Origin of the sequence: Nocardiopsis gilva YIM 90087 (genome assembly GCF_002263495.1) — a bacterium.
GTDB classification, from domain to species: Bacteria; Actinomycetota; Actinomycetes; order Streptosporangiales; family Streptosporangiaceae; genus Nocardiopsis_C; species Nocardiopsis_C gilva.
On record NZ_CP022753.1, the window covers coordinates 5,280,565 to 5,306,356 of the forward strand.

The 25,792-nt window shown below is 69.0% G+C and carries 18 protein-coding genes; 8 read left to right on the forward strand and 10 right to left on the reverse strand.

Going from position 1 to position 25,792, the window contains the following annotated elements:
- Positions 1–93 precede the first annotated feature (93 nt).
- The 5 genes from CDO52_RS23295 to CDO52_RS23315 all read right to left on the reverse strand — a co-directional run bounded on the left by CDO52_RS23295 (position 94) and on the right by CDO52_RS23315 (position 6,909).
- Positions 94–1,464 carry a hypothetical protein gene (locus CDO52_RS23295; RefSeq protein WP_017620947.1) on the reverse strand — a complete coding sequence of 457 codons (1,371 nt, stop codon included), beginning with the start codon at positions 1,462–1,464 and terminating at the stop codon, positions 94–96.
- Positions 1,465–1,524: 60 nt separating this feature from the next.
- Positions 1,525–2,025 carry a cobalamin B12-binding domain-containing protein gene (locus CDO52_RS23300; RefSeq protein ID WP_017620948.1) on the reverse strand — a complete coding sequence of 167 codons (501 nt, stop codon included), beginning with the start codon at positions 2,023–2,025 and terminating at the stop codon, positions 1,525–1,527.
- A 140-nt stretch (positions 2,026–2,165) separates the two neighbouring features.
- A complete protein-coding gene (locus tag CDO52_RS23305; protein ID WP_017620949.1) occupies positions 2,166–3,425 on the reverse strand; it encodes a type III PLP-dependent enzyme in 1,260 nt (419 codons plus the stop codon).
- Entirely contained in the window at positions 3,422–5,020 is a 1,599-nt protein-coding gene (locus CDO52_RS23310; protein ID WP_083920073.1) for an AMP-binding protein, read from the reverse strand. The genes CDO52_RS23305 and CDO52_RS23310 overlap by 4 nt, the downstream gene beginning before the upstream one ends.
- A gap of 332 nt (positions 5,021–5,352) precedes the next feature.
- Positions 5,353–6,909: an AMP-binding protein gene (locus CDO52_RS23315; protein ID WP_017620951.1), complete on the reverse strand. Its 1,557-nt coding sequence runs from the start codon at positions 6,907–6,909 to the stop codon at positions 5,353–5,355.
- A gap of 206 nt (positions 6,910–7,115) precedes the next feature.
- On the opposite strand from CDO52_RS23315, the gene CDO52_RS23320 reads away from it, so the two are divergent.
- The gene (locus tag CDO52_RS23320) at positions 7,116–7,358 is read left to right on the forward strand and encodes a phosphopantetheine-binding protein (protein ID WP_083920076.1); all 243 of its coding nucleotides are present in this window, start codon (positions 7,116–7,118) and stop codon (positions 7,356–7,358) included.
- 32 nt (positions 7,359–7,390) lie between these two features.
- Here CDO52_RS23320 and CDO52_RS23325 read toward each other — a convergent pair whose 3' ends face one another.
- Together CDO52_RS23325 and CDO52_RS23330 are read right to left on the reverse strand one after the other, a co-directional pair.
- Entirely contained in the window at positions 7,391–8,350 is a 960-nt protein-coding gene (locus CDO52_RS23325; RefSeq protein WP_094932701.1) for an ACP S-malonyltransferase, read from the reverse strand.
- 72 nt (positions 8,351–8,422) lie between these two features.
- Positions 8,423–9,322 (reverse strand): proline iminopeptidase-family hydrolase, encoded by a 900-nt coding sequence (locus tag CDO52_RS23330; protein WP_017620953.1) that lies wholly within the window; start codon positions 9,320–9,322, stop codon positions 8,423–8,425.
- Between the two features lie 258 nt (positions 9,323–9,580).
- Here CDO52_RS23330 and CDO52_RS23335 point away from each other — a divergent pair, with 258 nt between their 5' ends.
- Positions 9,581–10,579 (forward strand): CPBP family intramembrane glutamic endopeptidase, encoded by a 999-nt coding sequence (locus CDO52_RS23335; RefSeq protein ID WP_017620954.1) that lies wholly within the window; start codon positions 9,581–9,583, stop codon positions 10,577–10,579.
- 113 nt (positions 10,580–10,692) lie between these two features.
- Positions 10,693–11,268, forward strand: a complete 576-nt coding sequence (locus CDO52_RS23340) for a DUF5655 domain-containing protein (protein ID WP_017620955.1) — start codon at positions 10,693–10,695, stop codon at positions 11,266–11,268.
- Between the two features lie 86 nt (positions 11,269–11,354).
- Here the strand turns inward: CDO52_RS23340 and CDO52_RS23345 are convergent, their stop codons facing one another.
- Positions 11,355–13,301, reverse strand: coding sequence for an ABC transporter ATP-binding protein (locus CDO52_RS23345; protein ID WP_017620956.1), 1,947 nt, complete (start codon positions 13,299–13,301; stop codon positions 11,355–11,357).
- An 895-nt stretch (positions 13,302–14,196) separates the two neighbouring features.
- Here CDO52_RS23345 and CDO52_RS23350 point away from each other — a divergent pair.
- Entirely contained in the window at positions 14,197–15,090 is an 894-nt protein-coding gene (locus CDO52_RS23350) for a type IV toxin-antitoxin system AbiEi family antitoxin (RefSeq protein ID WP_017620957.1), read from the forward strand.
- Positions 15,091–15,690: 600 nt separating this feature from the next.
- Here the strand turns inward: CDO52_RS23350 and CDO52_RS23355 are convergent.
- Entirely contained in the window at positions 15,691–16,563 is an 873-nt protein-coding gene (locus tag CDO52_RS23355; RefSeq protein WP_017620958.1) for a helix-turn-helix transcriptional regulator, read from the reverse strand.
- Positions 16,564–16,717: 154 nt separating this feature from the next.
- Here CDO52_RS23355 and CDO52_RS23360 point away from each other — a divergent pair, with 154 nt between their 5' ends.
- The 4 genes from CDO52_RS23360 (at position 16,718) to CDO52_RS23365 (ending at position 19,434) form a co-directional block, all read left to right on the forward strand.
- Entirely contained in the window at positions 16,718–18,121 is a 1,404-nt protein-coding gene (locus CDO52_RS23360; RefSeq protein ID WP_026126231.1) for an MFS transporter, read from the forward strand.
- Positions 18,122–18,450: 329 nt separating this feature from the next.
- Positions 18,451–18,576 (forward strand): hypothetical protein, encoded by a 126-nt coding sequence (locus CDO52_RS29165; protein ID WP_017620960.1) that lies wholly within the window; start codon positions 18,451–18,453, stop codon positions 18,574–18,576.
- A gap of 196 nt (positions 18,577–18,772) precedes the next feature.
- Positions 18,773–18,940, forward strand: coding sequence for a hypothetical protein (locus CDO52_RS27825; protein ID WP_017620961.1), 168 nt, complete (start codon positions 18,773–18,775; stop codon positions 18,938–18,940).
- Between the two features lie 245 nt (positions 18,941–19,185).
- Positions 19,186–19,434: a hypothetical protein gene (locus tag CDO52_RS23365; protein WP_152471836.1), complete on the forward strand. Its 249-nt coding sequence runs from the start codon at positions 19,186–19,188 to the stop codon at positions 19,432–19,434.
- On the opposite strand, the gene CDO52_RS23370 is transcribed toward CDO52_RS23365, so the two are convergent.
- Positions 19,410–25,637 (reverse strand): type I polyketide synthase, encoded by a 6,228-nt coding sequence (locus CDO52_RS23370; RefSeq protein WP_232524296.1) that lies wholly within the window; start codon positions 25,635–25,637, stop codon positions 19,410–19,412. The two genes, CDO52_RS23365 and CDO52_RS23370, sit on opposite strands and share 25 nt — an antisense overlap.
- Positions 25,638–25,792: the final 155 nt, after the last annotated feature.

The window sequence follows — 25,792 nt, forward strand, 5'->3', positions numbered from 1 at the left end:
ACGGAGGAAAATGACCCCCTCCACACCCCTAGCGGCCCCTAGGCGGGAACTGGAAAAAGCGACCCCGCCGGCGCTCCCCGGATATTCGACCGATCAGTTTTCTATTTCTTTTCCTGAGGGTTCCATGGGCGCCTCAACACCCGCGGGGACACTGTCCCGACCGTCGAGTTCCAGCGCTTCGTCATCGAACTTCCGTTGCACATAGGAGAGGTCGTCCAGCAGATCGGACGCGGTGAGCCGACGCGAGCGCCCGCCCCCCACCACCCGTTTCAGCGGCAGCGATCCGGTCTCCGCCCAGCGAAGCCAGCCGTCGCCGTCGATATAACTCCGCGCGCGCCCCATATTGTCCGGATGCACACAGTAGGGAATATCGAGAAAACCCTGCTTGAATGCCAGCAGCAGGGCGCGCCCGATATCGGGGTCGAGGTTCAGCACGGCATCGACGAGCGCATGGGCCTCGCGATACGTCTGCGAATCCTCATCCACCCCGTCAACAGAAAGCGGACGGTTTTCTCCGGCGACCTGCCCGGCGAATTCGAGGGCCGCGACGTTTTCCGCGATAACCGGGATTCTCTGCGATTCGGCCACCGTCTTGACGATGATGCGTTCCGAACCGGTCAGCACGGCCAACCGCGCGGCTTCCCCCATCAACCGGTAGGCGCCGCCGGGGGTCATCGGGTAGACGCCCATGTAGGCGTAGATGACCACGTGCCAGTTGTCGGTGGGCAGCAGGTGGGCGCAGAGGCGGCGCAGCGCGCGGACGGCCTCGATGTCCTGGTCCATGTTGGTCTGCTGGGCGTAACTGACCGAGATGCTGCGGATCCCGTGGTGGTAGAAGAAGAGCGCCTCCAGCACGCTCATCGCGACGAGCTGGCTCGGCGGGCACAGCTGGCCCATCATGCAGCCGCCGAAGGTCTCCAGGTGCGCCTCTACGCCGACGGACCGCAGCTCGGAGAAGAGTGTGCAGCACTCCGCCCAGTTGCGCACCGAGTCGGCCAGCGGGGTGCGGCCGTAGGGGAGGCAGTAGGAGACCGGACCGCCCTCGCTCGCGTTGAGCATCAGCTCCAGGCAGGCGCGGAAGATGTCGCGCGGCACCGCCGAACCGTGCCTGACCTGGACGGGGAAGGTCGCGTCCCGCACCCCGGCCAGCATCCGCCGGGTCGTGGCGGCCTCGTGGTTGACGATCGGGAAGCCGTTGAGGCCGATGCCGTCGCGCAGGGCGCTCTCAGCCGCGTCCAGGTCGCCGACGCGCGTGTAGCTGTCCAGCGTGATCGTGCCGACCGTGCTCGCGTCGGCCCCTTTGGTGGCGATCAGGCCCTCGCGCATCTTCGCGGGGTCGCTGAACCCCATGCGGGGTTGGGCCACCAGGCCGCCGTTGCCGCCCTCGCGGCGCACGAACGCGCCGAAGTCGACCGGCCGCTCGTCGTGCGCGGCCGGTCGGGTGTCCCCCGGGACAAGACTCATCCGGTGCCCCCGTTCATCCTGTGTCCCTGTCCCCGCTCCTTCAGGTTCCGGTGGCCGCGCTCACGCGGTGGCCCCGGACGTCTCCGTGATCTGCCGGCCCTTCGTCGGCGCCGTCTCGATGAACTTCTGGAAGTCGGCGACGCCGCTGACGCCGTCCTGGAATACCCCGTCGAAGCCCGCGGCCATCAGCTCGTCGATGTGCCCGGTGTCCTCACCGCCGGAGATGCCGAGCTTCCCGCCGATCACCATCGGCGTGGCGACCAGCTCTCCGGCCTCGCGCAGCTTGCCGATGACCCGCATTCCCTCCTGGTAGCCGTGGCCGTTGACGCTGCTGATGACCACCATCGCCGGGGCGATGCCGCGGCACTCACGCACCAGGAGGTCGTCCGGGACACAGGGCCCAAGGTTGACCACGTCGTAGCCCAGCTCCTCGATGAGGAGCTGGAGGAACACGAGGTTCCAGGTGTGGGAGTCGGACGCCATGGTGGTGACGACGACGGTCCCCTTGCTGACCTCGTTCTGCGGAGGCTCCAGCTCGGACTCAGACCCTGACTCAGTCAAAGGAAAACTCCACTCGAATGCCGAGATAGATGGCCAGGGATCCGCCCCCGGCCCGGTGTCCCTCCGTTGATCTCGGCGATATCGACCGAATTCCTGCGCTTATTCGGTCGATATCGCCGAGATCAACGGAGGGGTGGGGGCTACTGGCGCACGTTGGGGCCGGATCCCACCTGATAGGAGCGGGTGTGTTCGATTCGGGAGACCGAGACGACCTCGTCGCCCCGGACGATCACTTCTGTCGGTGCGGGCCGCCCCAGGAACATGAGCAGGCTCGCGGTGGGGCCGTAGGCCCCGGCGTTGGGGATGCTGACCACGTCGCCGGAGTCGAGGGGCGGCAGGGCGACCTCGCGGCCGAGGATGTCGCCGGGGGTGCACAGCGGGCCGACGAGGGTGGCCTTCTGCGACGGCTCCTCCTCAGCCTCCAGCTGCACGGCGACCGGGAGCAGCCGTCCCAGGCCGGACATGCCGCCGAAGGTGTTGATCCCGGCGTCGAGGATGACGAACTTCCGGCCGCGGCTCTCCTTGACGTTGCTGACCCCAGCGACCAGCGTCCCGCTGTCGCCCACCAGGTAGCGGCCGGACTCGCACGCGATCCGGGGCGCGCCGTCGCGCCAGCCGGGCAGGTGTACGTCCAGGGTGCTCTCCAGTTCGGAGCGCAGCTTGCCGTAGATCGGGCGCTCCCCGGGCACCGCGTAGGGGAGGGTGAAGCCGCCGCCGATGTCGAGGAAGCGCAGCGGGAGGTCGAGCTCCTCCTGCAGGCGCGCGGCCAGCGCGATGGTGTTCTGGAACTCCCCGATGAGCGCTTCCTCGTTCTTCGCGTTGCTCAGCGGGAAGAAGTGGAAGCCCGCGACGCGCGTGCCGGGCACGGCGCGCAGCTCGGGCAGCACCTCGGGCAGGATCTCGCTGTCGATCCCGAACTGCGAGGGCGTGCCGGTCATCCGGATGCTGGTGGTGGCGCTGGCCGAGGCGCTGTTGACGCGTAGCAGGGCGTCGACCTCGACCCCCAGCTCCACGGCGGCCTCGCCGATGTGCCGCATGTCGCCCAGGGACTCCACCGAGAACATCCGGACGCCGAGCCCGATGGCCTCGCGGAGTTCGCGCCCGGTCTTGCCCGGGCCGGTGTAGAGGATCTTCTCCCCGCTGAACCCGGCGGCCAGGGCCACGGCGAGCTCCCCAGTGGAGCTGATCTCCGCGCGGCAGGCCCGGACGCCGCCGCTGTCGCCGCCCTCGCGGAGGGTGCGCACCACCTCGGGGTGCGGGTTCGCCTTGATCGCGTAGAAGAGCTCGAACTCCTCCGGCAGCGCGGCGAACAGGTCCCGCCGTGCGGCGGCCACCCGGTCGAGGTCGTAGACGTACAGCGGCGAGCCGTAGCGTTCGGCCAAGTCGGCGTATCGTGTCACCGGTTACTCCCGTCGAGCATCTTCACCAGGGCCTCCCGCGAGTTCTTGCCGTGCAGCGTGAGGGGGACGTCGTCGACGACACGGCAGACCGCCGGGACCTTCTGCGGTTCCAGGCGGAGCCGCAGCTCCCGCAGCACCGCGTGTTCCTCCAGCTCGCCCTCGACGAAGACGGCCAGGTCGTATTTGCCGGTCGGCGGCAGGACGGCGGCGCTGCGGACGCCGGGGATGTCCATGGCCGCGGCCTCGATCTCCAGCGTGCTCATCCGGATGCCCTTGCGCTTGAACATGTCGTCGCGGCGGCCCTCGAAGTACAGGAATCCGTCGGCGTCGAGGTGCCCGTAGTCGCCGGTGTGCAGGCGCAGCTCACCGGTGGCCTCGTCGCGCCGGAAGGCGCGGGCGGTCAGCTCGGGGGCGCACCAGTAACCGGGCATCACGTGGGGGCCGGCGGCGACGATCTCGCCGACCTCGCCCACCGGCATCTCCTCGCCGTTCTCGCCGAGGATCAGCACCCGGGTCCCGGGCAGGGGACGACCGACGGACTCGGGCTTCTCCAGCTCCATCTCCGGCGGCATGATCGAGATGCGCTTGCACTCGGTCTGGCCGAACTGCCGCACCACGCGCGCGCCGGAGAAGTGCTTGCGCAGCGCGTCGATGGTGGAGGCGGGCAGGGCCGCGCCGGTGTTGGTGAACATCCGGACGGGCGGCGCGGGTTCGGAGTCGCGTCCGGCCAGGGTGGCGATCATGCCGGCCAGGGACGGGACGATCGGGACGATGGTGGCGCCGACCTCCCGCATGCGCCGGAGCAGCACGAGGTCGGACTCCTCACCGGCGAGCACGATCTCGGAGCGGCCGATGCAGGACAGCAGGACCTTGTAGAGGCCGTAGTCCCAGGACAGCGGGAAGCGGCAGAAGACGACGTCGTCGGGCTGGTAGCCCAACTCGGCGTTAATCGCGTGGGACGCGAAGGTCACCTGAGCGTGCGGGCCCATCACCGCCTTGGGGGCGGAGGTGCTGCCGGAGGTGTAGATGAGGACCCCGATGTCGTCGGGGTCGACCTTGGCGGACACCGGGGGCGCCCCGCGCTCGTCCAGCGCCTCGACCTCGGGCCAGATGTCGGCCACATCGTGCACGGGCGCGGTGGCGGCCTCGCGCAGCGGCTCGACGTTGGCTCCGGCCGCCACGATCAGCGCCGGGTCGGCGTTCTTCAGCACCGACTCCAGGTGGAAGGCCTTCATCGCCGGGTTCAGCGGAACGAAGATGGCTCCGCAGCGGGAGGCGCCGTAGAACATGGCGACCAGTTCCCGGTTGCTCGGCGTCTGCGTTACGACGCGGTCCCCCGGTCGGACGCCGCGTTCCTGCAGCCAATTTCCAAATGCGTGACTGAGTTCACTCAGCCGACGGTAACTCCATTCCCCGACCGCGTCGCGAACGGCACAGGCATCTGGTACCTCCGCGACGGCCTCATCCAGCAAGGCATGAATGAGTCCACCCTCTACGGGCGAGGTCACATAATTACTCAGGGTCGAGTTCGCGTGGGTATCCAAGGCCACTCCCCGTGCCCGGTAGTTGAAAACACACGAGCGTTTCGCGCCCATGGCAGAACAAGGAAGAATTCGGCGTCGCAAAAAAGGCTACCTACGGACGTACGTACGCCATACCCCTAGGCTCCCCTATCCCGTGAGGCGCATTCTCAGCGCCCGTCAGCACCGTCGCGGGGGGGGCGCTACCGCCCTTCAGCGGCCTCCCTGCTCGCTGCGCGCTCACGCTCCTCGCTCACTCCACCGCCGACACCCTCGGGCCTCCGGCCTTTCGGTGTCGACGCCTACGCTCGCTCGATCACGTTCGCGTCGGTACTCACTCCGCGCTCACGCTCCTCACTCGCTACACCGCCAACGCCCTCGGGCCTGCGGCCCTTCGGCGTTGACGCCTACGCTCGCTCGATCACGTTCGCGTCGCTGGCCAGCCGTCCCCGGTCGATCTTCCGGTTGGGGTTGAGCGGGAACTCGGCCACGTGCCGGTACTCCTTGGGCAGCATGCCCGGGGGCAGGACGCGGCGCAGTTCGCGGGCGAGCGCGGCGGGCGAGGTAGGGGCACCGGTGTAGAAGACGACCAGCTCGGTTCCTCCCTCGCCCTCCCGGGTCACGGTGACCGCGTCCTCGACGTCGTCGACGCCCCGCAGCGCATACTCGATCTCCGCCAGCTCCACGCGCCACCCCTGCACCTGGACCTGGGCGTCGAGACGGCCCACGTAGACGAGTTCGCCGTTCTCGGCGCGGCGGATGCGGTCGCCGGTGCGGTACCAGCTGCGCCCGTCGTGCTCGACGAACCGGCCCTTGTTGTCGGCGGGGTCGAGGTACCCGGCCGTCATCTGCGGACCGGTGATGCACAGTTCGCCCTCGTCGGCGTCGGTGGGCACGCCGTCGGCGTCGAGCAGCAGGTGGTCGTGGCCCTCGTGGACCCGGCCGATGGGCATGAGGCCGTTGATCCCCAGCTTCGGCGTCTCCTCGGGTGACCAGCGGTGGCCGGTGATGGTGACGGTGAGCTCGGTCGGGCCGTACAGGTTCTCCACCGTGGAGTTCGGGGCGGCGGCGTGCCAGTCGGCGACGTCGTCCATGCGCAGCGCCTCACCGGCGAAGAAGCTCCAGCGCAGCGAAGGCATCGACCCCGGCGTCAGCGCGCCCATGCGACGCAGGAGCGCGATGCTGCTCGGCGTGGAGAACCACACCGTCATGCCCTGCTCGGCCATGAAGGCGGGTATGTCCCGGTAGGCCTGCGGCGGCATGTAGGTGACGCTGGCGCCCGCGCCCCAGGCGCAGAAGAGGTCGAACATGCCGCAGTCGAAGTTGAGGTCGAACGTCTGGGAGAAGACGTCGTCGGGGGTGAAGTCGTAGCGCTCGTCGAGCAGCCCGAAGTAGTGGTGGGTGTTGCCGTGGCTGATCGGCACGCCCTTGGGGACCCCGGTGGAACCGGAGGTGAACAGCATGTAGGCCGTGTCGTCGGCGGTGACCGGGCGGGGTGCGGTCAGGGCGTGGGCGGGGTCGAGGGGGATCTCCTTGAGGGGGGCGGGCACCACGGCGCCGACCTCGGGGGCCAGAACCGGGACGACCAGGTCGTCGCCGAGGACGTCCGGGAGTCCGGCCAGGCCCTTGTCGTCGACCAGGACCGCCGACACGCCCGACATCTCGAGCATCCGCCGGGTGCGGGGGGCGGGGAAGGCGGGGTGGAGCGGGACGACGGTCGCCCCGGCGTACAGCCCGGCCAGGATGCCGACGTAGGACTGCACGCCCTTGCCGGCCAGGACGCCGACGGCAGTGGGCGGCTCGGGAGTCCCGGCGAGCAGGGACCCGGCCCACAGCAGGGCGCGCCGGTGGGCGCTCTCGTAGGTGATGGCCTGTGTGCCCAGCCGGACCGCGGGACGGTCGGGGGAAAGGGCGAGCCCGCGAAGGAAACGCCTGTACAACGCCGGGTTGGATGTTTCCTTCATTTTCTCCTCTTCCTCCTCGGAAGGTTGCCGCGCGCGACGGGTTCGACAATTTCAGGGCAGCATTTTTAAAGCAAGGGACCGACGATTCCCAAACGAATCCCTTACGCAAAAAATGGGCCCGATAACTTGTCATGACCCAGTTTGTGCAATAACGTCCAGGACGGAGATCAGTGCACCTGGGAGCAGAACGAAAGGCAGATGTCGATATGTGGGATGAACGGTTCGAAGAGCTTCTGCGGTCCTACGTTCCCTTTCTCTCCGCGGACGAGCCGCTGGAGGAGGACACCGACCTTCGGGATCTGGGTCTGGACTCGATGGGGACCGTCGAGCTGCTCGCGCAGCTGGAGGCCGCCTATGACGTGCGGTTCGTGGACGAGGCGCTGACCATGGAGACCTTCGCCTCCCCGGGCGTGCTGTGGAAGACCCTCCAGGAGATGTCCTCGTCCTGACCTCCGGTGCGGCGGGCGGCCCGTCATCAGGGTCAGCCCGCCTGCCGCCGCGCCTTCGGCCGCCGCTTGGGCCGCATGACCATCTGGGGGTTGACCGGGACGACGTCGAAGGTGCGGGTGGTGACCCCGACCCGGCCGAACAGGGAGTCCTGGCCGCACACGTAGACCTTGGAGATGCCCCGCTGCTGGAGGGCCGCCACGGCCTCGGGCCACTGCACCGCCCGGACGAACCCGTCGAGGAGCAGGGTGCGCACGCCGTCGGCCGTGGTGATGACCGTCCCGTCCTGGTCGGCGATCACCGGCAGCTTCGGGTCGCGGAACTCCAGGTCGGCGAAGATCTCCGCGTCCGCCCGCTTCCGCAGGTTTCCGAAGGCGGAGGAGTGCATGGGCGGGTGCATCTCGTACAGCGGCAGCCCGCCGTGGCCGCGCAGCTCCTTCTTGAACGCGTCGAGGTGCTCGCGCCGCAGCGAGACCATGTGGAAGTCGCGGTCGACGCGGCACGCGATGTCGTACCACTCACCACGCGCGTCCATGCCGTCGAGCACCTCGCGCAGCGCCTCGTCCGGCACGCGCGCGAAGGAGGAGGTGACGACGTCGGTGTGCTCCTCGGCGAAGAACTCGTCCTGCAGCCGGGCCAGGCGCACCGCCATCGAGATGCCTTGCGCGGGGTCCAGCGCGCCGGAGTAGATCGCCGCCGCCTTGCCGCCGAAGCTCGGCCCGACGCAGGCCTCCGGCCGGGCGCCGTGCTCCTGCTCGGCCCACCTCGCCATGGCCAGGCAGTTGATCAGGAACGCGGCCTGCGCGTACTCCGAGTAGTCGCCCGGGGTCTGCTTGAATCGCTCGACGAGCGAGTAGCCGAGGGTGTCGTTGGAGACCGCGACGAGCTCCCGCGCGATCGGGTTGATGACCATGAACTTGCCGACGTCCGCGAAGCGGGTCGGCCCCATCCCGGGGAAGACGACCGCCTCGCCCGTCCGGGCACCGTTCTCCATAAGTCCGCTTTCCTTTTTCCGCTTCCGGTCACACCATCAGCGGATCTCAGCGACCCGCAGATTCCACCCGGCTCACGCGATCCCCTTCAGGAATTCCGCCATGACCTCCCGGAAACGCTCCGGCTCCTCCAGGTGCGGCAGGTGGCTGGATTCCTCGAAGATCTCCCAACGCGCGTCCGGGATATTGTCATAGAACGGCTGGACGGTGGCCGGAGTGGCCTCGTCGTACCGCCCGGATATCAGCAGTGTGGGCACCTCGATATCGGCGGAGCATTCCTCCACCGACCAGTCCTTGAGAGTTCCGATGACGTGGAACTCGCTGGGGCCGTTCATCGCGTAGTACACCGTCGGGTCGTTGTAGATCTCCATAAAGGAGGCCATGTAGTCGCGCGGCCACGGCGACAACCGGCAGACATGCTTCTCATAGAAGACCCGCATGGCGTCGAAATACTCGTCGCTCTGCGTCGTGCCCGCCGCCTCGTGGCGGAGCAGGGTCGCGTTGACCTCCTCCGGCAGCTGCTCCCGCAGCACCTTCATCTCCCGCAGCCACAGCTGGTAGGAGGCCGGAGCGTTGGCGATGACCAGGCCGCGCAGCCCCTCGGGACCCTTGGAGGCGTGCCGGGCGGCGAGCATGCCGCCCCAGGACTGGCCGAACAGCACGTATTTGTCGGCGATCCCAAGCCCCTGCAGGAGATTGTCCAGCTCGTCCAGGAACAGCTTGACCGTCCAAAAGGCCGCGCCACGGTCGGGCAGGTGGGTGGAGCCGCCGTTTCCGAGCTGGTCGTAGTGCACGACAGGAAAACCGAGCTCGCTGAGCTCGGCCATGTTCAACATGTAGTCGTGCGTACTCCCCGGCCCCCCGTGCAACAGAACGAGAGCGGGCCGCTCGGAATCCAGATCGCCGGTGACGCGATACCACGTCTCAAATTCCTTGAACGGCACGGTCCCTTTGGCGCTCGGAGCCAGGGACATTGCTATCACCTCGACGGCATCATTATCATTTATCATTCACCGAGAAACGGAACGCCCCCGCGCTCCCACCACACAAAAGGCATGCAGATACGCAGCCGCTCTCGATCCTAACGAAACCACCAACGACCGAAACCCCTAAGCGCTCCCTAGGACCCCCTAACAGCGCCTGCGCAGAAATTTCCATACGATCTGCCGCGAGGACCGATTCGGCTAGGAGTCCACTCACCCGCACCCCACGCCCTCTACCGGGAGGAACCAATGTCCACCCCACCCTCGGGCAGCGGATTCGGCGCCGTGTCGCGGGCCGGTCGCGCGACTGGTCGGCGCATCGACCGCCGCTCCGGCCGGGCCATCATCGTGTTCTGTGTCCTGGCCTGCGTACTTGCCTGGGTCCCCGTCTCCCCGCTGTGGCTCGGAGGCGACGGATTGGACCACCCGCAGGGGCGGCTGCTCATCGGGCTGATGATGTTCACTCCGGCTATGGCGGCGTTCATCGTTCTGCGGTTCGTCGACCGACCGGCCAGCATCCCCCGCGCGACGGGCATGACCCCGCTGCGCCCGGCCGGGCGCCTGCTGCGATACTGCGCCTGCGGGCTCGTCTTCCCGCCGATCGTCATGCTGGGCGGCGTCCTGCTCGCGACGGCGGCGGGCGCCTACCAGCCGGACCTGGCGAACTTCTCCGGCTTCCGCGTGTTCGCCGCCGGCCTGGGCCTCACTGACGCGGACGGCCAAGGCGTCCCACTGGGCGCGCTCGGGCTCCTCGCCGCCCTGCAGCTGGTCGGCGTACTGCTCAGCCTGCCGATGATGTTCGGCGAGGAGTGGGGGTGGCGCGGCTACCTGCTGCCCGCGCTCGTGCCGATGGGAGTGGTTCCCGCGGCGGTGGCCCACGGAGTGGTGTGGGGCGTGTGGCACGCCCCGATCATCCTGCTCGGCTACAACTTCGGCCGACCCGACCTGATCGGCCTCGGCGCGATGACCGCGTTGAGCGTCCTGTTGGGCGCGGTCCTGGCCTGGCTGCGCCTGGCCTCCGGTTCGCTGTGGCCCGCTGTCATAGCGCACGGGGCGTTCAACAACTCGACCGCGATCGTCGTCGTCTTCAGCGACGCCGATGCGGGTCTGGGGACCTCCAGCACGCTGCCGAGCGCGGTCTGGGCCGCGATAGGCGCCTGCCTCCTCACCCTGATCGCCGTCGGCTACGCCGTCCACAGAATCCGATCCTCGATGCACCCGAACCCCCACAAGGGAGCCGCGTCCTGAAACGCGAGAGTGGTATAAACCAGGCTCGTGACGTGGGGCTGTACGCCGATTGGCCGGGCCTCCCCGACGTACGCTGAGCACACACGGCGGGTACGTGAAGCTAGGAGACGGCGATGTCCGGGGCGAGGGACTGGCGGTCCATGATGGAAGACTCCGCGCGGCTACTCCGGAAACGAACCGGCGCCGGGGTCGAGGAGTGGAACGCCCGGGTGCGAGCCAGCGGAGCCGACGACACGGAGGGCCAGTTGCGCTCATGGCTCACCGGCCAGGGCGTGACCGGATACGCGCAGGCACTCCTCGTCATGGAGCGGTTCGGCTACCCCGACTTCCTCACCGCCACCGCCGACGAACTCATCGACGCCCAGTACGCCGACCGGCCCGCGCTACGCCCCGTGCTGGACGCCATCCTTGGCGCCGCGACGGGGTTCGACGAGGTCCATGTCCAGGCGCGCAAGACGTACGTGTCGCTGGTCGGGCCGCGCCGGACCTTCGCCCTCGTTCGGGCATCGACGGCCAGGCGCGTCGATCTCGGCCTGCGACTCGAACCCCAGGGAACCGAGGGCAGGTTGCTCCCGGCCAGGAGCCTCGGCAACGACGACTTCCGGTGGCGGATCGCCCTCGCGTCTCCAGACGATGTCGACGACGAGGTCGTGGCCTGGCTGCGTCGCGCGTACGAGGTGAACCTCTAGGGCGTGCATCGAGCGTGCTGGTCACAGCCCCTCGCGGTAGTCCCTTGTGGCGAACTGCGAAGAGTCCCCACGCTGCCCGGCCGTGATCACGAGCGGCTCACCCGGTCGCGGACGCCGTGGTCGTCGGTCATGCCCAAGTACGCGTCGGCCTGGATGGAGAACAGCTGCCGGTAGTGACCGTTGGGCATGTCCATCAGCTGCTGGTGCGTCCCCTGCTCGATCACCCGGCCGTGGTCGAGCACGTAGATGCGGTCGGCCATCCGTACCGACGCGAGCCGGTGGGTGATGAGCAGAACGGTGCTGCCGGTCGCTGCGGAGTGGAGGGTGTCGAAGAGCCGCTGCTCGGCGCGCGCGTCCAGAGCGGCGGTCGGCTCGTCGGCCACCACGAGGTCGGCGTCCCGGTACAGCCCTCGGGCCGCGGCGATGCGCTGCTTCTGCCCGCCGGAGAGGTCGGCGCCGTCGACGAACCGCTTGTCCAGCAGCGTGTCCAGGCCGTGGGAGAGTTCGGCGACGACCTCGTCGGCGCCGCTGAGCTTCAACGCCCGGCGCAGCCGGGGCTCGTCGCAGGCGCTCTCCATGGTGATGTTGCGCCGCGCCGACAGCGGCCACTGCGTGTAGTCCTGGCTGATCAGCCCGATACGTGCGCGGTACTCCTCCGGCACGACGGTTGCCAGGTCGACGCCGTTCCACAGCACCGCCCCGCGCTGGGGCGTGTACAGCCCCGACAGCAGCCGCGCCAGCGTGCTCTTGCCCGACCCGTTCTCGCCGACCAGGGCGACGACCTCGCCCCGGCGGATTTCGATGTCCACGCCGCGCAGGGCCGGTTCGTCCGTTCCGGGGTAGGAGAACACCAGCTCTCGGGTGGAGAGCACCTCCAGCGCGCCCGGCAGGGATCGCGTAGCGGGCCCAGGAAACCGGGTGCGGGCCTGGTCACAGAACTCCAGGAAGTCGTTGAAGAACAGCCCGGACTCATAGCAGGCGTTGACGCTGTGCAGCAGTTGGTTCAGCGAGGTCTGGCCCTGGCGGATGGCCAGAACGGCGGTTCCGGCGACCGACAGCGGCATGGCGCCGGTCACCAGCAGTCCGCCCAGCGCGGTATAGGTGAGGGCGGTGGCCCCGCCGGAGACGGCGTCGCCGGTGGAGCGCACGAGGGTCTGGCGTCGGGCCACCCCGAGCAGGGCGTCGCGCACGTGGTCGGCGGTGGCCACGTACTGCTCCAGCAGGAACGGGCGCATGGTGTGGGCGCGCAGCTCCGCCGCCGAGGAGCGGTCGGCGAGCAGGTCGCCGATGATCATCTCGCGGCGTCGGGTGGTCGTCATTTCGCGCAACTTGGCGTAGCGGATGCGCGCCGCGCGCACGGCCGCCCACCCGTCGGGGAGCACTGTCAGTATCAGCAGCGGCAGCAAGAGGACGTGGAGGACGGAGAGCACCCCGGCGACCGCGACGAGGCCGATGAGCGCGGTCAGGACGTCGACGGTGTGGCTGACCATCCGCGCGACCTCACGCGTACCGCGATCGCGCGCCCGGTACATGGTGTCGGCGAAGTCGGAGTCGTCGAAGGACTCCAATCGGATGTGCGACGTCAGCCGGAACAGCTCGAGTTCGACCGCGCGCTCGACCTGGGGCGCCAGCCGCGACTGCGCCCACCCGGCGCCCGCGGCCAGCGCCCCGCGCGTCATCGCGGCCCCGGCCACCAGCAGCAGGGAGGGCAGGGCAGCGCGCACCCGGTCCGGAGTCGGCCCGGCACTGAACAGCGACTCCAGCACCCCGGCCACCGCGATCAGCCCGAACGCCGTGAACACCCCGGCCGCCACGTTCAACCCCAGCGTCGCCGCGGTGTCGCGCGGGCTGGCCCGCCACGACCACCGCAGCGCCGTCACCACCAGCGCCGGCAGCCGCGCCGCGACCTGCCAGATCGACGTGGACTCCAGCTCCTCGACCCAGGGACTGTAGCGGCTGGCCTTGACCTCCGGCAGCTGCGCGGCGGATGGGCGTGCCGCGGCGGCCGGAGAGCGTCGGCGCCAGGGTCGCATCAAGCGCTCATCACCTCACAAGAGTGACAGGGAGTACGCGCCCCAGCTTGCGGGAGGAGCTCACGACGGCGCCGCGGTTTCCCGAAATTTCGGGAACCGGACCACGACCGCAACCCGGCCAGGCACCGCTCACGCGCGGCGACGCAGCAAGGTTCGCGCCCCGATATCGCCGACCCGAAACCGCGAACCCCACCTCGGCGCACGGGCGGGCCCCGGCCCAGCGGGTGGAGGTCCGGGTAAAGCCCACAGGCCGCTGGTCACGCCCGCGCTTCGCGATGCCGCAACCGCATCGGATCGGCGGCGCGGCCAACGTCGTGGGAGCGCGGCAGCGGCCCCCGGTCGGCGCAGTCGAGGACCAGTTCTCCGATGTTCTCTCCACCCCAAGCGGGCCGCCTGTGCCAGCTGCTGCTGTGCGCCAACACCGCGCGAGCCGCCAAACGAACGGGAAGGACGCCCCTCGCATGCCAGCGACAGCGAGCACCTTCAGTGTCCGCTGCCTTCAATATTCCGCGCGCTTTCCCCATCACCGTCAAGTGCGTGGTAATCCGTGAACGCAGGTCGACAGCACGTCTTCATCGTCTACCGAATTCCCCGTTGATCTCGGGAAAGTGCGCCAAAAATCCGATAGAATTTGGCGCACTTTCCCGAGATCAACGAGGCGCCTGTGGATGGACTCAGCAGCGACAGGGCTGGGTGCCGCATCGTTTCCTTATGGGACGTCTTCCTTGCATACCTGAGCAACTTCGTCGGGCCCTTCCTCGGGTCTGAGGCGTGCAGGCGCGCGCTGATCACACGCCACCAGTTGCGGCGCTCCTCCTGGGTGAAGCTATGGCCGAACGTCTACACACACGTCGACAGTTGCCCTAATTCGCTCCTGACGCGTTTGCGTGGGCTCATGCTGATCATCCCGCAGGGGGCGGTGATCGGAGGGTCGGCAGCCGCAACCCTTCATGGCGCCGACTACCGGCGCAGGGGAGAACAGATCACGGTTGTCGTCCCCAGGGATACCCCCATGCATCCACGCGAGTACGTGAAGGTAACGCACGCTGAACTGAGTCGGGACGACACGTCGCTCATCCGAGGAGTCGCGGTCACGTCACCTCTGCGTACCGCCTTCGACTTGGCCCGGCTGGCGAAACAGGGAGGTGATGGGACTCTGCGCGAGCCTGTTGCCGCCCTCAACGCGATGCTGCATGTGGGAGTGGAGCCGCACGACGACCGGGAGATCCTGTTCAGCCCGGACGCCTTCCGCTGTTATGTGGGGCAGGAACGGCTGTTCAGATGGGCTGGGGTACGGCAGGCGGCGGCGGTCGCGGAGTTCGCCGAGCCACTCATTCAGTCGCCCGAGGAGTCCCGGCTGATGATGGACCTGGTGGGCGCGGGGCTACCGAAGCCGGTCGCACAGTACCCGCTCGCCACACCCGGCGGGCGCCGCGCCAACGCCTATCTCGACCTCGCCTACCCGGAGCTGGGGATCGGCATCGAGTACGACGGGGAGTGCCACGCGGACCGGCGAGAGTCCGATGTGGAGCGTCGACACCGCATCGAGGAGCAGGGATTCCAATTGTTCGTACTCACCAAGAGCACGCGCGGGGAGCTGCTCCCGAAGGTCGTGCGGGCAGTACGCGCGCGGTCGAGGGCGCGAGGTGTGTACGTCTCCGACATATGCCCTCGTCAGGCCCTCGCCGTTCAGATGAAGGCCGCCTCACAGCTGCGGCAAGAACGCGAGCGGCGCGGTACCGACAGCAACACCCCGCGGCCCGGCCGCCGCCTCTCCTTTCCTCGTTGATCTCGGGAAAGTGCGCCAAAAATCCGATAGAATTTGGCACATTTTCCCGAGATCAACGAGGATTTTCCTGCACGGCTGGGATCGTCGCCGCGAGCGCGCTCATGCCGGCCGAGATCCCACAGTTTGTCCAGCGCAACGCTGCAGCGCTGACACTTTGGTACCAGCCGTAGGCGAAGGGCCGAGCTCACAGGGCCGGGCGCAGCCCGGGTGCCGCACCAGGGGCATCCGAGTGCGGGAACCAGGCGTGTTCCGGGCACCGAACCCGGTCCAGGCGGTCGTGGAATTCCCCCTGTCGCCGCGACTCCTGCTGAGCTACGGTCGGGGCGCCCCCCGACGAACGGGCAATTGAGGCCGTGATGGGCAGCCGGTCGCCTGCTTCAGCGCTCACGCACTTGTTCACCCAGTCGGGCTTGTCCAAGCGGGGCTTTGCCAACGCCGTCGCCGAGCGGGCGCGTCATCCGCTTCTGGCCCTTACCTGCGTGAGGCTCAACTGTTGGGCGACTCAACGACCTGTGGGAAGCGTTGCCGCAGCCGCAAATACCTCCGGCTGCGGCAACGCTCACTTTCGCCGCCGCACGCTTGCGGATGAAGCCTGGCCGGCTACCGATCGGCCCCCTCGGAGAGTTCTGCCTCTGTGGGGCTGGCCATGTCGAGTAGCAGCAGCGCGTCGTGGTCCGGGGTGCCGGGCGGTGCCTGGTAGGTGACGAGGCGCTGTCCGTCGGTGCGGAAGATCGCCATCACCTCGAAGCTGAGGCACATCGAGCCGACCTCCGGGTGCTGGAAGTGCTTCTGGCCGCCGCCGCGCGCCTGAACGTCGTACCGCTCCCACAGGCGGGCGAACTCCGGGCTCTTCACCACGAGTTCACCGACGAGCTGGGCCAGCTCCGGCATGTCCGGGTCGGCGCCCGCCGTCGCACGCAGGTGGGCCGCGCTGTGCGCTGCCATCTCCTCCCAGTCGCGGTACAGCGTGCGGCCCATGGGGTGCAGGAACATGTATCGGGTGATGTTGCGACGCTCCGGCGGCCAGTCCGTGATGCCGTGGAAGAGGCGCAGGCCGGGCCGGTTGGCGGCCAGCAGGTCATTGGCGCGGTTGACGACGTAGGCCGGTGAGGGCCGCAGCGTCTCCAGCAGGGCGCGGACCGACTCCCGTACGGCGCGTTCCGGGGCCGGGGGCTGCGTCGGCGCCTGGCCCGCTGCGAGCGCCGCCAGCTCGTGCAGCCGCCGCAGCGCGTCACCGGAGAGCTGCAGCGCCTCGCCGAGCGCGGTGACGACGGAGGGCGAGGGCCGGTTCTCGCGGCCGCGCTCAAGGCGCGTGTAGTAGTCGACACTGACCCCGGCCAGCGTCGCCAGCTCCTCGCGGCGCAGTCCCGGAGTGCGGCGGATGCCTGTACCCGCAGGCAGGCCCACGTCCTGCGGGCGGATCTGTGCGCGGCGGGCGCGGAGGAAGCGGCCCAGTTCCGTACCTTCGCTCATCCGCCCATTGTCGCGAAGGGGAACGCATCCAGGGAGGCCGTACCACGGCCAGGAACAGCGCTCCCCTGGACGGCTCGGCCTGCCCGGGGCCGTAGACGCAGAGCAAGCTGCTGTCCGTATCCGACAGGAACGGCACAGCGAGGAGCAGCTCACGATGAGCGCGGCGCGATCCGGGCAAGCCCCGGCAGTCGAGGCAAGCTCGGTTACCCGAGGCGGGTCAGGGTCAGGGCGGCCAGGCTCTCCCGGCGCTGCTCTGGTCGCGGCCGTCCTCGGCTTCTTCGTGATCACCCTGGATGTCTCCGGCGTCAACGTGGCGCTGCCCGCCGTGCGGGAAGAACTCGGCGGCTCGATGTCCGGGATCCAGTGGATCGCCGACAGCTACACACTGATGTTCGCGGCGCTGATGCTCTCCGCCGGTGCCTTCTCGGACCGGATCGGCGCGCGGCGCGCGTACGGCTGGGGGCTCGGCGTCTTCACCCTGGCCTCGCTAGCCTGCGGGGCAGCGCCGACGCTCGGGACGCTGATGGCGGCGCGGGTGGTGCAGGGAAGCGCGGCAGCGGTGATGGTGCCCGCGTCGCTGTCGCTGATCCGGCAGGGGTTCCCCGATCCGGCCGCGCGGGCGCGTGGCATTGCCCTGTGGACGGTCGGCGGCGCGGTGGCCGTCGCTGCGGGACCCGTCCTGGGCGGGCTGCTCACCACGGAGTGGAGCTGGCGCGCCGTGTTCTTCCTGAACGTGCCCGCCGGGCTCGCCGGTTTCCTGGTCCTGCTGCGGGCGGCGCGCTCCCCGCGCCACGCTGCCGCTTTCGACCTGCCGGGACAGATGACGGCGGTACTGGCGCTGGCCGCACTGACCTTCACCGTGATCGAGGGCGGGCGCGACGGGTTCACCGGCACCGTCCTTGCCGCAGCCGGGGTCGCGGTGCTGTCCGGGGCCGGTTTCCTGGCCGTCGAGGCGCGGCGGCGCACGCCGATGCTGCCACTGGGGCTGTTTCGCCAGCGCGGCGTCACCGTGCCGGTCATCGCAGGCTTCGCCCTCAACGCCGCGTTCTACGGTGGGGTGTTCGTACTGAGCCTCTTCTTCCAGGAGGAGCGGGGGCAGTCGGCGCTGTCGGCCGGGCTGATGTTCGTGCCGATGGCGGTCATCACCGCCAACTTCAACTACCTCTCACCGAGGGCGGTTTCCCGCTACGGCCCGCGTGCGGTGGTCGTGGCAGGACTGCTGACCGGCACGCTGGGCTGCGGCGGGCTACTCGCCGTCGACACCGGCACGCCCTCGTGGGTGACCGTCCTGCTGATGATCCCACTGGGCATCGGCGGCTCCCTCGCCATGCCCGCGCTGACCTCCCTGATGCTCGAGAGCGTCGCCGCCGAGCGGGCCGGCACGGCAGCAGCGCTACTCAACACCAGCCGCCAGACGGGCGGAGCGCTCAGCATCGCAGTCTTCGGCGCGCTCCTCGCAGCGGACTTCATACCGGGGATGCGGGAGAGCCTGCTGCTCGCCGCATGCCTGCTGGCGGCCAATGCGCTGGGCGCTGCGGCGCTGCTACCGCGACGGTGAGGACGGCCGCAGTGCGTCCATCTCCGCGTGCGCGAAACTCTGAAGCGGTGGTGGATGTTCCGCTCCCCTGCCACCTTCGCTGCTGGGGGCTGCTGGCAGGAGACCTGCGTCCGGTGGGTGTGCTGGTCAGGAGCGCCGGTAGTGGCGTTGATGCTCGCGGCGTGAGAAGGAGGACACCCCCGCTCCGGCAAGGCACTGAAGCGACACCCCTCATTGAAACGTAACCAATTGACCGCATGTGGTCACAGGGAATCATCCGATGAAAAATCAACCGATGATCCTGTTAGCGTGAGCGCCGCACTGGCCCCGTCACGGAACGAAACCAAGCCATGACCACATCCAGGCACAGCCCCCTGCGCCGCCTGACCACCCTCCCCATCACCCTCCTGACATCGGTCGCCCTGATGACCTCGACCAGCCCGGCATCCGCCGAGGTCCTCCAACAGGCCCACTAGCAGCAGGCCGTCGCCGAGGTCGCGCAGGCCTACGGCGCCGCAGCAGCGGCCGGTGGGATCGTGGTCGCCGGCAGCTGGGTCAGTGCCGAGGCCGCTGGTGCCTTCTCGGCGTCGCTGGCCGCTGGCTCGGGTGTGTCCGCGCTGGTGGCCCAGTACCTCTGCTGACGCCCCCCGACCGAAGAGCTAGGAGATCATCATGGATCTCGTCGTAACCGGCGCCGGACTTCTCGAACTCGTCCTGGGCCTTAGCGGCCTGTACTTCATCGGCGCCAAGAAGCCCGTACCGCTCTGGCTCCTGATCGCCATCGCGGTCGAGGCGCTCGTTCTCGTCGCGGCGATGGGTACTGCTGGGTACCTCTGGTAGCTGCCGTCCAAGCATGCTGCGCCGACGATGCGCGCGGCTGGCCCGGCACCCACAGTGCCGGGCCTTTGTGGGGGTCCACCTCCGCGTGCGCAGAGCTCTGGTGTGCCCGATGGGTTGGCGCCGTTCATCCCGGCACGCAGGCAGGGAGAGCAGCCGTGACCTCCGGTTACCGGGCGCGACATGCCAAGCCGCGCAGCGGGGTGGTGGCGTGACTGGCTAACGCCATCGCCGAGGTGATAGTCCGCGTGTTGCGCTCCGAACCGCCGCGTCGACGGAGGAGGATCCACGACTGGCAGCCCAGTCCCGTGGAAGGCCTCCTCCGCCGACGGCTACAGGAGTACGGCGACCCTCGCCGCTACGCGTGGAGCCGGGTCCCGCTGAGCCTGTGGGTCGATTTCGACTACCCCGGCGAGGACATTGGGTGCTGGAACAAGCGCCATGACTCGGACCAGCCCGCGCTCGTCCGCCCTTACATGAGTCCGGGCACCACCTGAGCGCCCTGCCTCAGGGTCATCAGCCATTCCTCGACCGCGTGGGCCGTGGTCTCGGCGTGATCTTCGACCATGGTGAAGTGGTCGCCCGGCACGCGGCGGGTACGGGTGGCGGATTCCCAGGTGGCAGCCCAGTCGGCGGGGGTGGAGTCGTCGGGGGTGGGGTCGAAGGAGTCTTCCGCGCCGACAAAGAAGACGGGTGCCTTGGACGCCTCGGTGTCCATGTCGAGGAGCAGGTTCATGTAGGCGGCCTGGCCGGTCAGGCGGGTGGCGTCAAACCAGCCATAGGTCGCCTCCCGATCGAAGAGGCCACCGATGAGACGCTCGAAGATGGGCGCTCCGGTACGGCCCTTGATCGGGTAGGTGTCGAGCATGACGACCCCGGCCGGGTGGATCGCTCTTTCCTTTTGGAGATGGCCGGCCACCGCCTGAGCGAGGAGGCCGCCCGAGGAGTAGCCGAGCAGCGCGAACGGCTGCCCATCAGCCGCGCGCAGGACGCTCTCCGCGATCGTCTCCAGCGCGCACCTGCCCGTGGCCGGGACCTTCTCCCCATGTGCGAACCCAGGTACCGGGACCGCCGAGATGTGCCGCACCCCGCGAAGGTGGGTGACCAGGCGGCTGAACTGGTGCACGCCGCCGGTGGCCATGGGCGTGCTGACGCAGATCAACCGGGGATACTTGACGCCTTCGGCCAGCTGCACCGGAGCGGGGATTTCCGCCAGGTCGTCGGGGGAGGTGAACTTCGGCCGCTCCTCTGCGGCCACCCTGAGCATCGCGAGGCCCTTCTCCGCGTCGCCGGAAAGAACCGCGTCACGCAGTCGGGCATGGAGGTCGTCCACTTCCTCGGTCTCGGTCGGGTCACCAGCCGCACCGTCGTCCAGTTCGCCCACCAGCAGCGCGGCGATCTGCCGGGCGAGCGCCGCCGAGTTGGCGTTGTCGAACACGACCATCTGCGGCAGGGCCATTCCCGTCGCGGTGCTCAGGCCGTTGCGCAGCTCCATCACGGTGAGCGAATCGAAGCCCGATTCGAAGAAATTCCGCTCCGGGTCGATGTCCTCGGGGCCGCCGTGCCCGAGAACCGCTGCCACGTGGGTGCGCACCAGTTCCAGGATCTCGGTCTCGATCCGCTCCCGAGGTTGCCCGGCGAGGCGGTCGCGCAGCGAGTCCACGTCGGCCTGACCGCTGACGACCCGCCGTTTGGGGCGGCGCACCAGGCCTTGGAAGAGCGGTGGCAGGTCGCCGCTAGCTGCCAGTGATTCCAGATCCAGCCGGACCGGGATCGATAGGGGCGACTCCACGTTCGTGGCAGCGTCGAACAGCTCCAAGCCCTCGGCGTCGGACAGCGGGAGGACTCCGCCCTGGGAGATCCTGGACGTGTCGGCGCCGCCGAGTCCCTCAGTCAGGCCGCTGGAGTGCGCCCACAGACCCCACGCCATTGACCGGCCGGGCAGGCCGAGGGAGCGCCGGTGCTCGGCAAGTGCGTCGAGGAAGGCGTTGGCCGCCGCGTAGTTTCCCTGGCCGGGGTTGCCCAGCACACCAGCGGCGGAGGAGAACAGAACGAACGCCGAAAGGTCGAGGTCGCGAGTCAGGTCGTGCAGGTTCCAGGCCGCGTCTACCTTGGGGCGCAGCACCTTGGCCAGGCGTTCGGCGGTCAACGACCCGATGACGCCGTCGTCCAGCACACCCGCCGTGTGCACGACGCCGGTCAGCGGGTGCTCGGCCGGGATCGTTTCCAACAGGTCGGACAGCGCCGTCCGGTCGGAGACATCGCAGGCGGCGATGGTTACGGTCGCGCCGAGGCGGACGAGTTCGCTGTGGAGTTCGACGGCTCCAGGGGCGTGCGGGCCGCGACGGCTGGCCAGCAGCAGGTGCCGAACCCCGTGCTCGGTGATCAGATGCTTGGCCGCGAGCGCGCTGAGCCCACCGGTCCCGCCAGTGATCAGCACGGTGCCCTCGGGATCCCAGGTGTCGGCCTGGTCCGCTGCGTCGGATGCGATCGCCCTGGCCAGCCTGGGGACCCACGCAGTACCGGAACGCAATGCAACCTGGGGTTCGTCCGATGCCGCAACGGCACCCTGGAGGTCGGCCAGCCCCTCCTCACTGGTGGTGTCCGCATCCACCAGCGTGATCCGGCCAGGGTTCTCCGCCTGGGCCGAGCGGACGAGTCCCCACACCGGCGACAAGCTGAGGTTCGAACTCTCTTCGTCGCTGCCGACGGCCACCGCCCCGTCGGTCACGACCATCAGGCGGGGCGAGGTGAGTTGGTCGTGGGCGAGCCAGGTTTGGAGGAGGTCCAGGGCCTCACAGGCGGCCGAGTGCGCTGCGTCCGGCAAGTTGCCGGGCGCCGGAGCAACCCGGGCAACGACGGTATCGGGCGCTTCTCGGCCGTTCTTGATTGCGGTCGCCAGCTCCGCAACGTCCGTGAAGTGGTCGGCGTCGTCACCGAGGCCGAGCGCGTCAGAGCCGATGGTGGCCATGTCCTGGTTGACGGGAGTAGAACGGCTCAGTGCCGGGGCGGGGTTCCACTTCAGCTGGTAGAGGGATTCGTGTGAACTCTGGGTAGACGCCTTCAGCTGCTCGGCCGGGACCGGGCGTACGACCAGGGAGTCCACCGACAGCACGGGCTCGCCGGTCGTGTCGGCCACGGTTAGTTCCGCGCCTCCTTCGGGCGCCGAGGCCAGTCGCACGCGCAGTTCCGTAGCGCCCACCGCGTGCAGGGACACCCCGTTCCAGCCGAACGGGAGAAAGACCGTCCCGTTGCCCTCGGCTTCGTCTTCTGGGAGGAGTGCCACGTGTAGTGCTGAGTCCAGCAGTGCCGGGTGCACGCCGAAGCGGGCGGCGTCCGCCTGGGCCTCATCGGGCAGGGCGACCTCGGCGAAGAGTTCGTCGCCGCGTTTCCAGGCCGCGCGCAGGCCTCGGAACATCGGGCCGTAGCCGTAGCCGTTCTCTGCCAGGTGCTCATAGGCGCCGTCCACTGCGAGCGACGTGGCGTCAGCCGGGGGCCAGTCGGTGAGGTCGGCTCCGTTGTGCCCAGCCACCGCGTCCGTCACCGTCCCGGTGGCGTGCCGGGTCCAAGCCTCGTCCCTCGGTCCGTTTTCGGCGTGCGAGTAGATGCTCAGCGACCGGGTCCCGGACTCGTCCCGGCCGCCGACCACCACCTGGAGCACGACGCCGCCCTGTTCCGGCAGCACCAGCGGCGCCTCCAGGGTCAGCTCCTTCAGAACCCCGCAGCCCACCTCGTCACCGGCACGGATCGCCAGCTCCACGAATCCGGTGCCGGGGTACAGGACCGTGTCGCCGACCGCGTGGTCGGCGAGCCACCGGTGCGACCCACGCGCCACACGCCCCGACAGCACCACTCCACCCGTGTCAGGTGCGGGCATGGCGGCGCTCAGAACGGGGTGGTCCACCGGGTCCAGGCCGGCGGTCGCGCCCGCCATCATTCTCGCTCCCCCGGTACGCGGGCCGGTCGCGTCCATCCAGTACCGCTCGCGCTGGAACGCGTACGTGGGCAGGTCCACCCGCCGGGCGCGCGACCCGGCGAATGCCCTCCCCCAGTCCACGGGTACACCGCGCACATACGCCTCAGCCAGCGACGTCGCGAATCGGGTCGTGCTGTCCTCGTCGCGGCGCAGCGTCTCCACCGTCGCGGCCGACGCTCCCTCCGCGCCGATGGATTGGTCCAGGCCCATAGTGAGCACAGGGTGTGCACTGACCTCGACGAACGCCCCGGCGCCCGCGTCGAGCAGGCCACGCACGGTCTCCTCGAAGCGGACCGTCGAGCGGACGTTGGTGTACCAGTACTCCGCGTCGAGTTCCGCCGTGTCCAGGCGTCCGCCAGTCACCGTCGAGTGGAAGGCGATGTCCGACGAGCGCGTGCTCACCCCCTCGAACGCCTTCAGCAGGTCGTCACGGGCCTCCTCCACGAGCACCGAGTGCGACGCGTAGTCCACGTCGATACGCCGGGCGCGGATGCCCTCCTCCTGCAGTCGCTGGATGAGCTCGTCAAGCAGGTCCCCGTCACCGCTGACCGCCACCAAGCTTGGACCGTTCTCCGCCGCGACCTGGATGCGTCCGCCCCAGGCTGACACCAGATCGCGCACCCGCGCGACCGGCGCCACCACCGAGGCCATGCCGCCCTTCCCGGCCAGCCGCCCGGCGATGATCTGGCTGCGCAGACACGCCACGCGGGCGCCGTCGTCTAGGGAGAGAGCGCCGGCAACGCACGCCGCCGCGATCTCGCCCTGGGAGTGTCCCACCACCGCCGACGGCTCGACCCCATAGGAGCGCCACAGCTCCGCCAGCGAGACCATGACCGCCCACAGCACCGGCTGCACGACGTCGACCGAGTCGAGGGTGGGCGCGCCCGACTCTCCACGCAGGACTTCGAACAGATCCCAGTCCACGAACGGCTTCAGCGCGCGGGCACACTCCCCCATACGCTGGGCGAACACGGGCGAGGAGTCGAGCAGCCCGACGGCCATCCCGGCCCACTGCGATCCCTGGCCCGGGAACACGAACACGACCTGCGGCGCCTCTGCCGCGCACGTGCCCTGGACGACGTTGGTGGCGGGCTCGCCCTGGGCCAGCGCGGCCAGCCCTTGCATGAGCTCGTCCCGGTCGGTCCCGATCACGACGGCGCGGTGGTCGAATGCGGTCCGGGAGGTGGCCAACGAGTACCCCACGGCCGCCACGTCCGCGTCCCGCTCCGGCCGAGCCTCCAGGTAGCCGTGCAGCTTGCTCGCCTGCGCACGAAGCGCCTCGGGGGTCTTGCCGGAGATCACCCAGGGCACTGCTTGCGACGCGGCCGACATCGATTCGGGGGCGCCGATCCCGGGTGATTCCTCGGGCTCTGCTTCTGGTTCTGGTGCCTCCTCCAGGATCACGTGGGCGTTGGTGCCGCTGATGCCGAACGAGGACACCGCCGCCCGGCGCGGTTCCCCCGTCCGGGGCCACGCGACCGGCTCGGTCAGCAGCCCGATGCCGCCCTCGGACCACTCGATCTGCGGCGAAGGTTCATCGACGTGCAGCGTCTTGGGCAGCCTGTCGTTGCGCATCGCCATGACCATCTTGATGACCCCGGCGATGCCTGCGACCGCCTGAGTGTGTCCCATGTTCGACTTGATCGACCCGATCCAGAGGGGATGGTCCGCCGGTCGGTCTTTCCCGTAGGTGGAGATCAGCGCCTGCGCCTCGATCGGGTCGCCCAGCGCTGTCCCGGTCCCATGCGCCTCGACCGCGTCGACGTGTTCCGGCGACAGCCGTGCGTCGGCCAATGCCTGCTCGATCACCCGCACCTGGGACGGGCCATGCGGCGCGGTCAGGCCGCTACTGGCGCCGTCCTGGTTGAGCGCGCTCCCGCGCACCACCGCGAGGATGGGGTGTCCGTTCTTCTCCGCGTCGGACAGCCGCTCGACGAGCAGGGTGCCGACACCCTCCCCCCAACCGGCGCCGTCCGCCCCACCGGCGAACGACTTACACCGGCCGTCGGGGGCGAGGCCCCGCAGCTCGCTGAAGTAGAGGAAGGCGTCCGGGGTAGCCATCACCGTCACGCCGCCGACCAGGGCCAGCGTGCACTCCTGCCTGCGCAGCGACTGCGCGGCCATGTGCAGCCCGACCAGCGCTGAGGAGCAGGCTGTGTCGACGGAGACCGAAGGACCCTCCAGACCGAGGGTGTAGGAGACCCGCCCGGAAACGATGCTGCCGGTGGTGTTTCCGAGACCGTAGTCGTGGTACATCACACCCGCGAATACGCCGGTGGGGCTGCCTTTGAGCGTGGTCGGGTCGATTCCGGCGCTCTCGATCGCCTCCCACGCCGACTCCAGCAGCAATCGCTGCTGCGGGTCGCAGTCTTTGGCCTCGCGTGGACTGATGCCGAAGAAGTCCGCGTCGAAATCAGCTGCGTCGTAGAGGAACGCACCTTGGTTCACGTAGCACTTTCCGGACTTTCCGGGCTCAGGGTCGTAGAGTCCAGCCAGGTCCCATCCCCGGCCATCAGGGAAGTCGCCAACAACGTCTCTCCCCTCGTCCACCAACCGCCACAAATCCTCGGGAGATTCCACTCCGCCTGGAAAACGGCAGCTCATCCCGATGATCGCGATTGGTTCCCGCTCCCGTTGCTCCGCCTCGACGACCCGCTTGCGCGCATTGCGCAGGTCAGCGGTTGTCCGCCTGAGGTAGTCGAGGAGCTTCTTTTCGTCGTTCACCCACACCATCCAGGCTGAATACGGCAGCGAAGAGCACCGCCAACAATGAAGGCCAGATCGCATCATAGGGGTGATCGAAAACAATGAAAATAATTTAATTTGGGACAATTGAAACCACGCACAAAAAGAGGGGGATATGTCGGAAATCCGACACC

Excerpts from the sequence above, each read along its gene's own strand:
- CDO52_RS23330 (WP_017620953.1), bottom strand. The coding sequence starts at position 9,322 with ATGTCCCTGGCTCCGAGCGCCAAAGGGACCGTGCCGTTCAAGGAATTT.
- CDO52_RS23345 (WP_017620956.1), bottom strand. The coding sequence starts at position 13,301 with ATGCGACCCTGGCGCCGACGCTCTCCGGCCGCCGCGGCACGCCCATCC.
- CDO52_RS23310 (WP_083920073.1), bottom strand. The coding sequence starts at position 5,020 with ATGGGCGCGAAACGCTCGTGTGTTTTCAACTACCGGGCACGGGGAGTG.
- CDO52_RS23335 (WP_017620954.1), top strand. The coding sequence starts at position 9,581 with ATGTCCACCCCACCCTCGGGCAGCGGATTCGGCGCCGTGTCGCGGGCC.
- CDO52_RS23360 (WP_026126231.1), top strand. The coding sequence starts at position 16,718 with ATGAGCGCGGCGCGATCCGGGCAAGCCCCGGCAGTCGAGGCAAGCTCG.
- CDO52_RS23320 (WP_083920076.1), top strand. The coding sequence starts at position 7,116 with ATGTGGGATGAACGGTTCGAAGAGCTTCTGCGGTCCTACGTTCCCTTT.
- CDO52_RS23295 (WP_017620947.1), bottom strand. The coding sequence starts at position 1,464 with ATGAGTCTTGTCCCGGGGGACACCCGACCGGCCGCGCACGACGAGCGG.
- CDO52_RS23325 (WP_094932701.1), bottom strand. The coding sequence starts at position 8,350 with ATGGAGAACGGTGCCCGGACGGGCGAGGCGGTCGTCTTCCCCGGGATG.
- CDO52_RS23315 (WP_017620951.1), bottom strand. The coding sequence starts at position 6,909 with ATGAAGGAAACATCCAACCCGGCGTTGTACAGGCGTTTCCTTCGCGGG.
- CDO52_RS23340 (WP_017620955.1), top strand. The coding sequence starts at position 10,693 with ATGTCCGGGGCGAGGGACTGGCGGTCCATGATGGAAGACTCCGCGCGG.
- CDO52_RS23350 (WP_017620957.1), top strand. The coding sequence starts at position 14,197 with ATGCTGATCATCCCGCAGGGGGCGGTGATCGGAGGGTCGGCAGCCGCA.
- CDO52_RS23355 (WP_017620958.1), bottom strand. The coding sequence starts at position 16,563 with ATGAGCGAAGGTACGGAACTGGGCCGCTTCCTCCGCGCCCGCCGCGCA.
- CDO52_RS29165 (WP_017620960.1), top strand. The coding sequence starts at position 18,451 with ATGACCACATCCAGGCACAGCCCCCTGCGCCGCCTGACCACCCTCCCC.
- CDO52_RS27825 (WP_017620961.1), top strand. The coding sequence starts at position 18,773 with ATGGATCTCGTCGTAACCGGCGCCGGACTTCTCGAACTCGTCCTGGGC.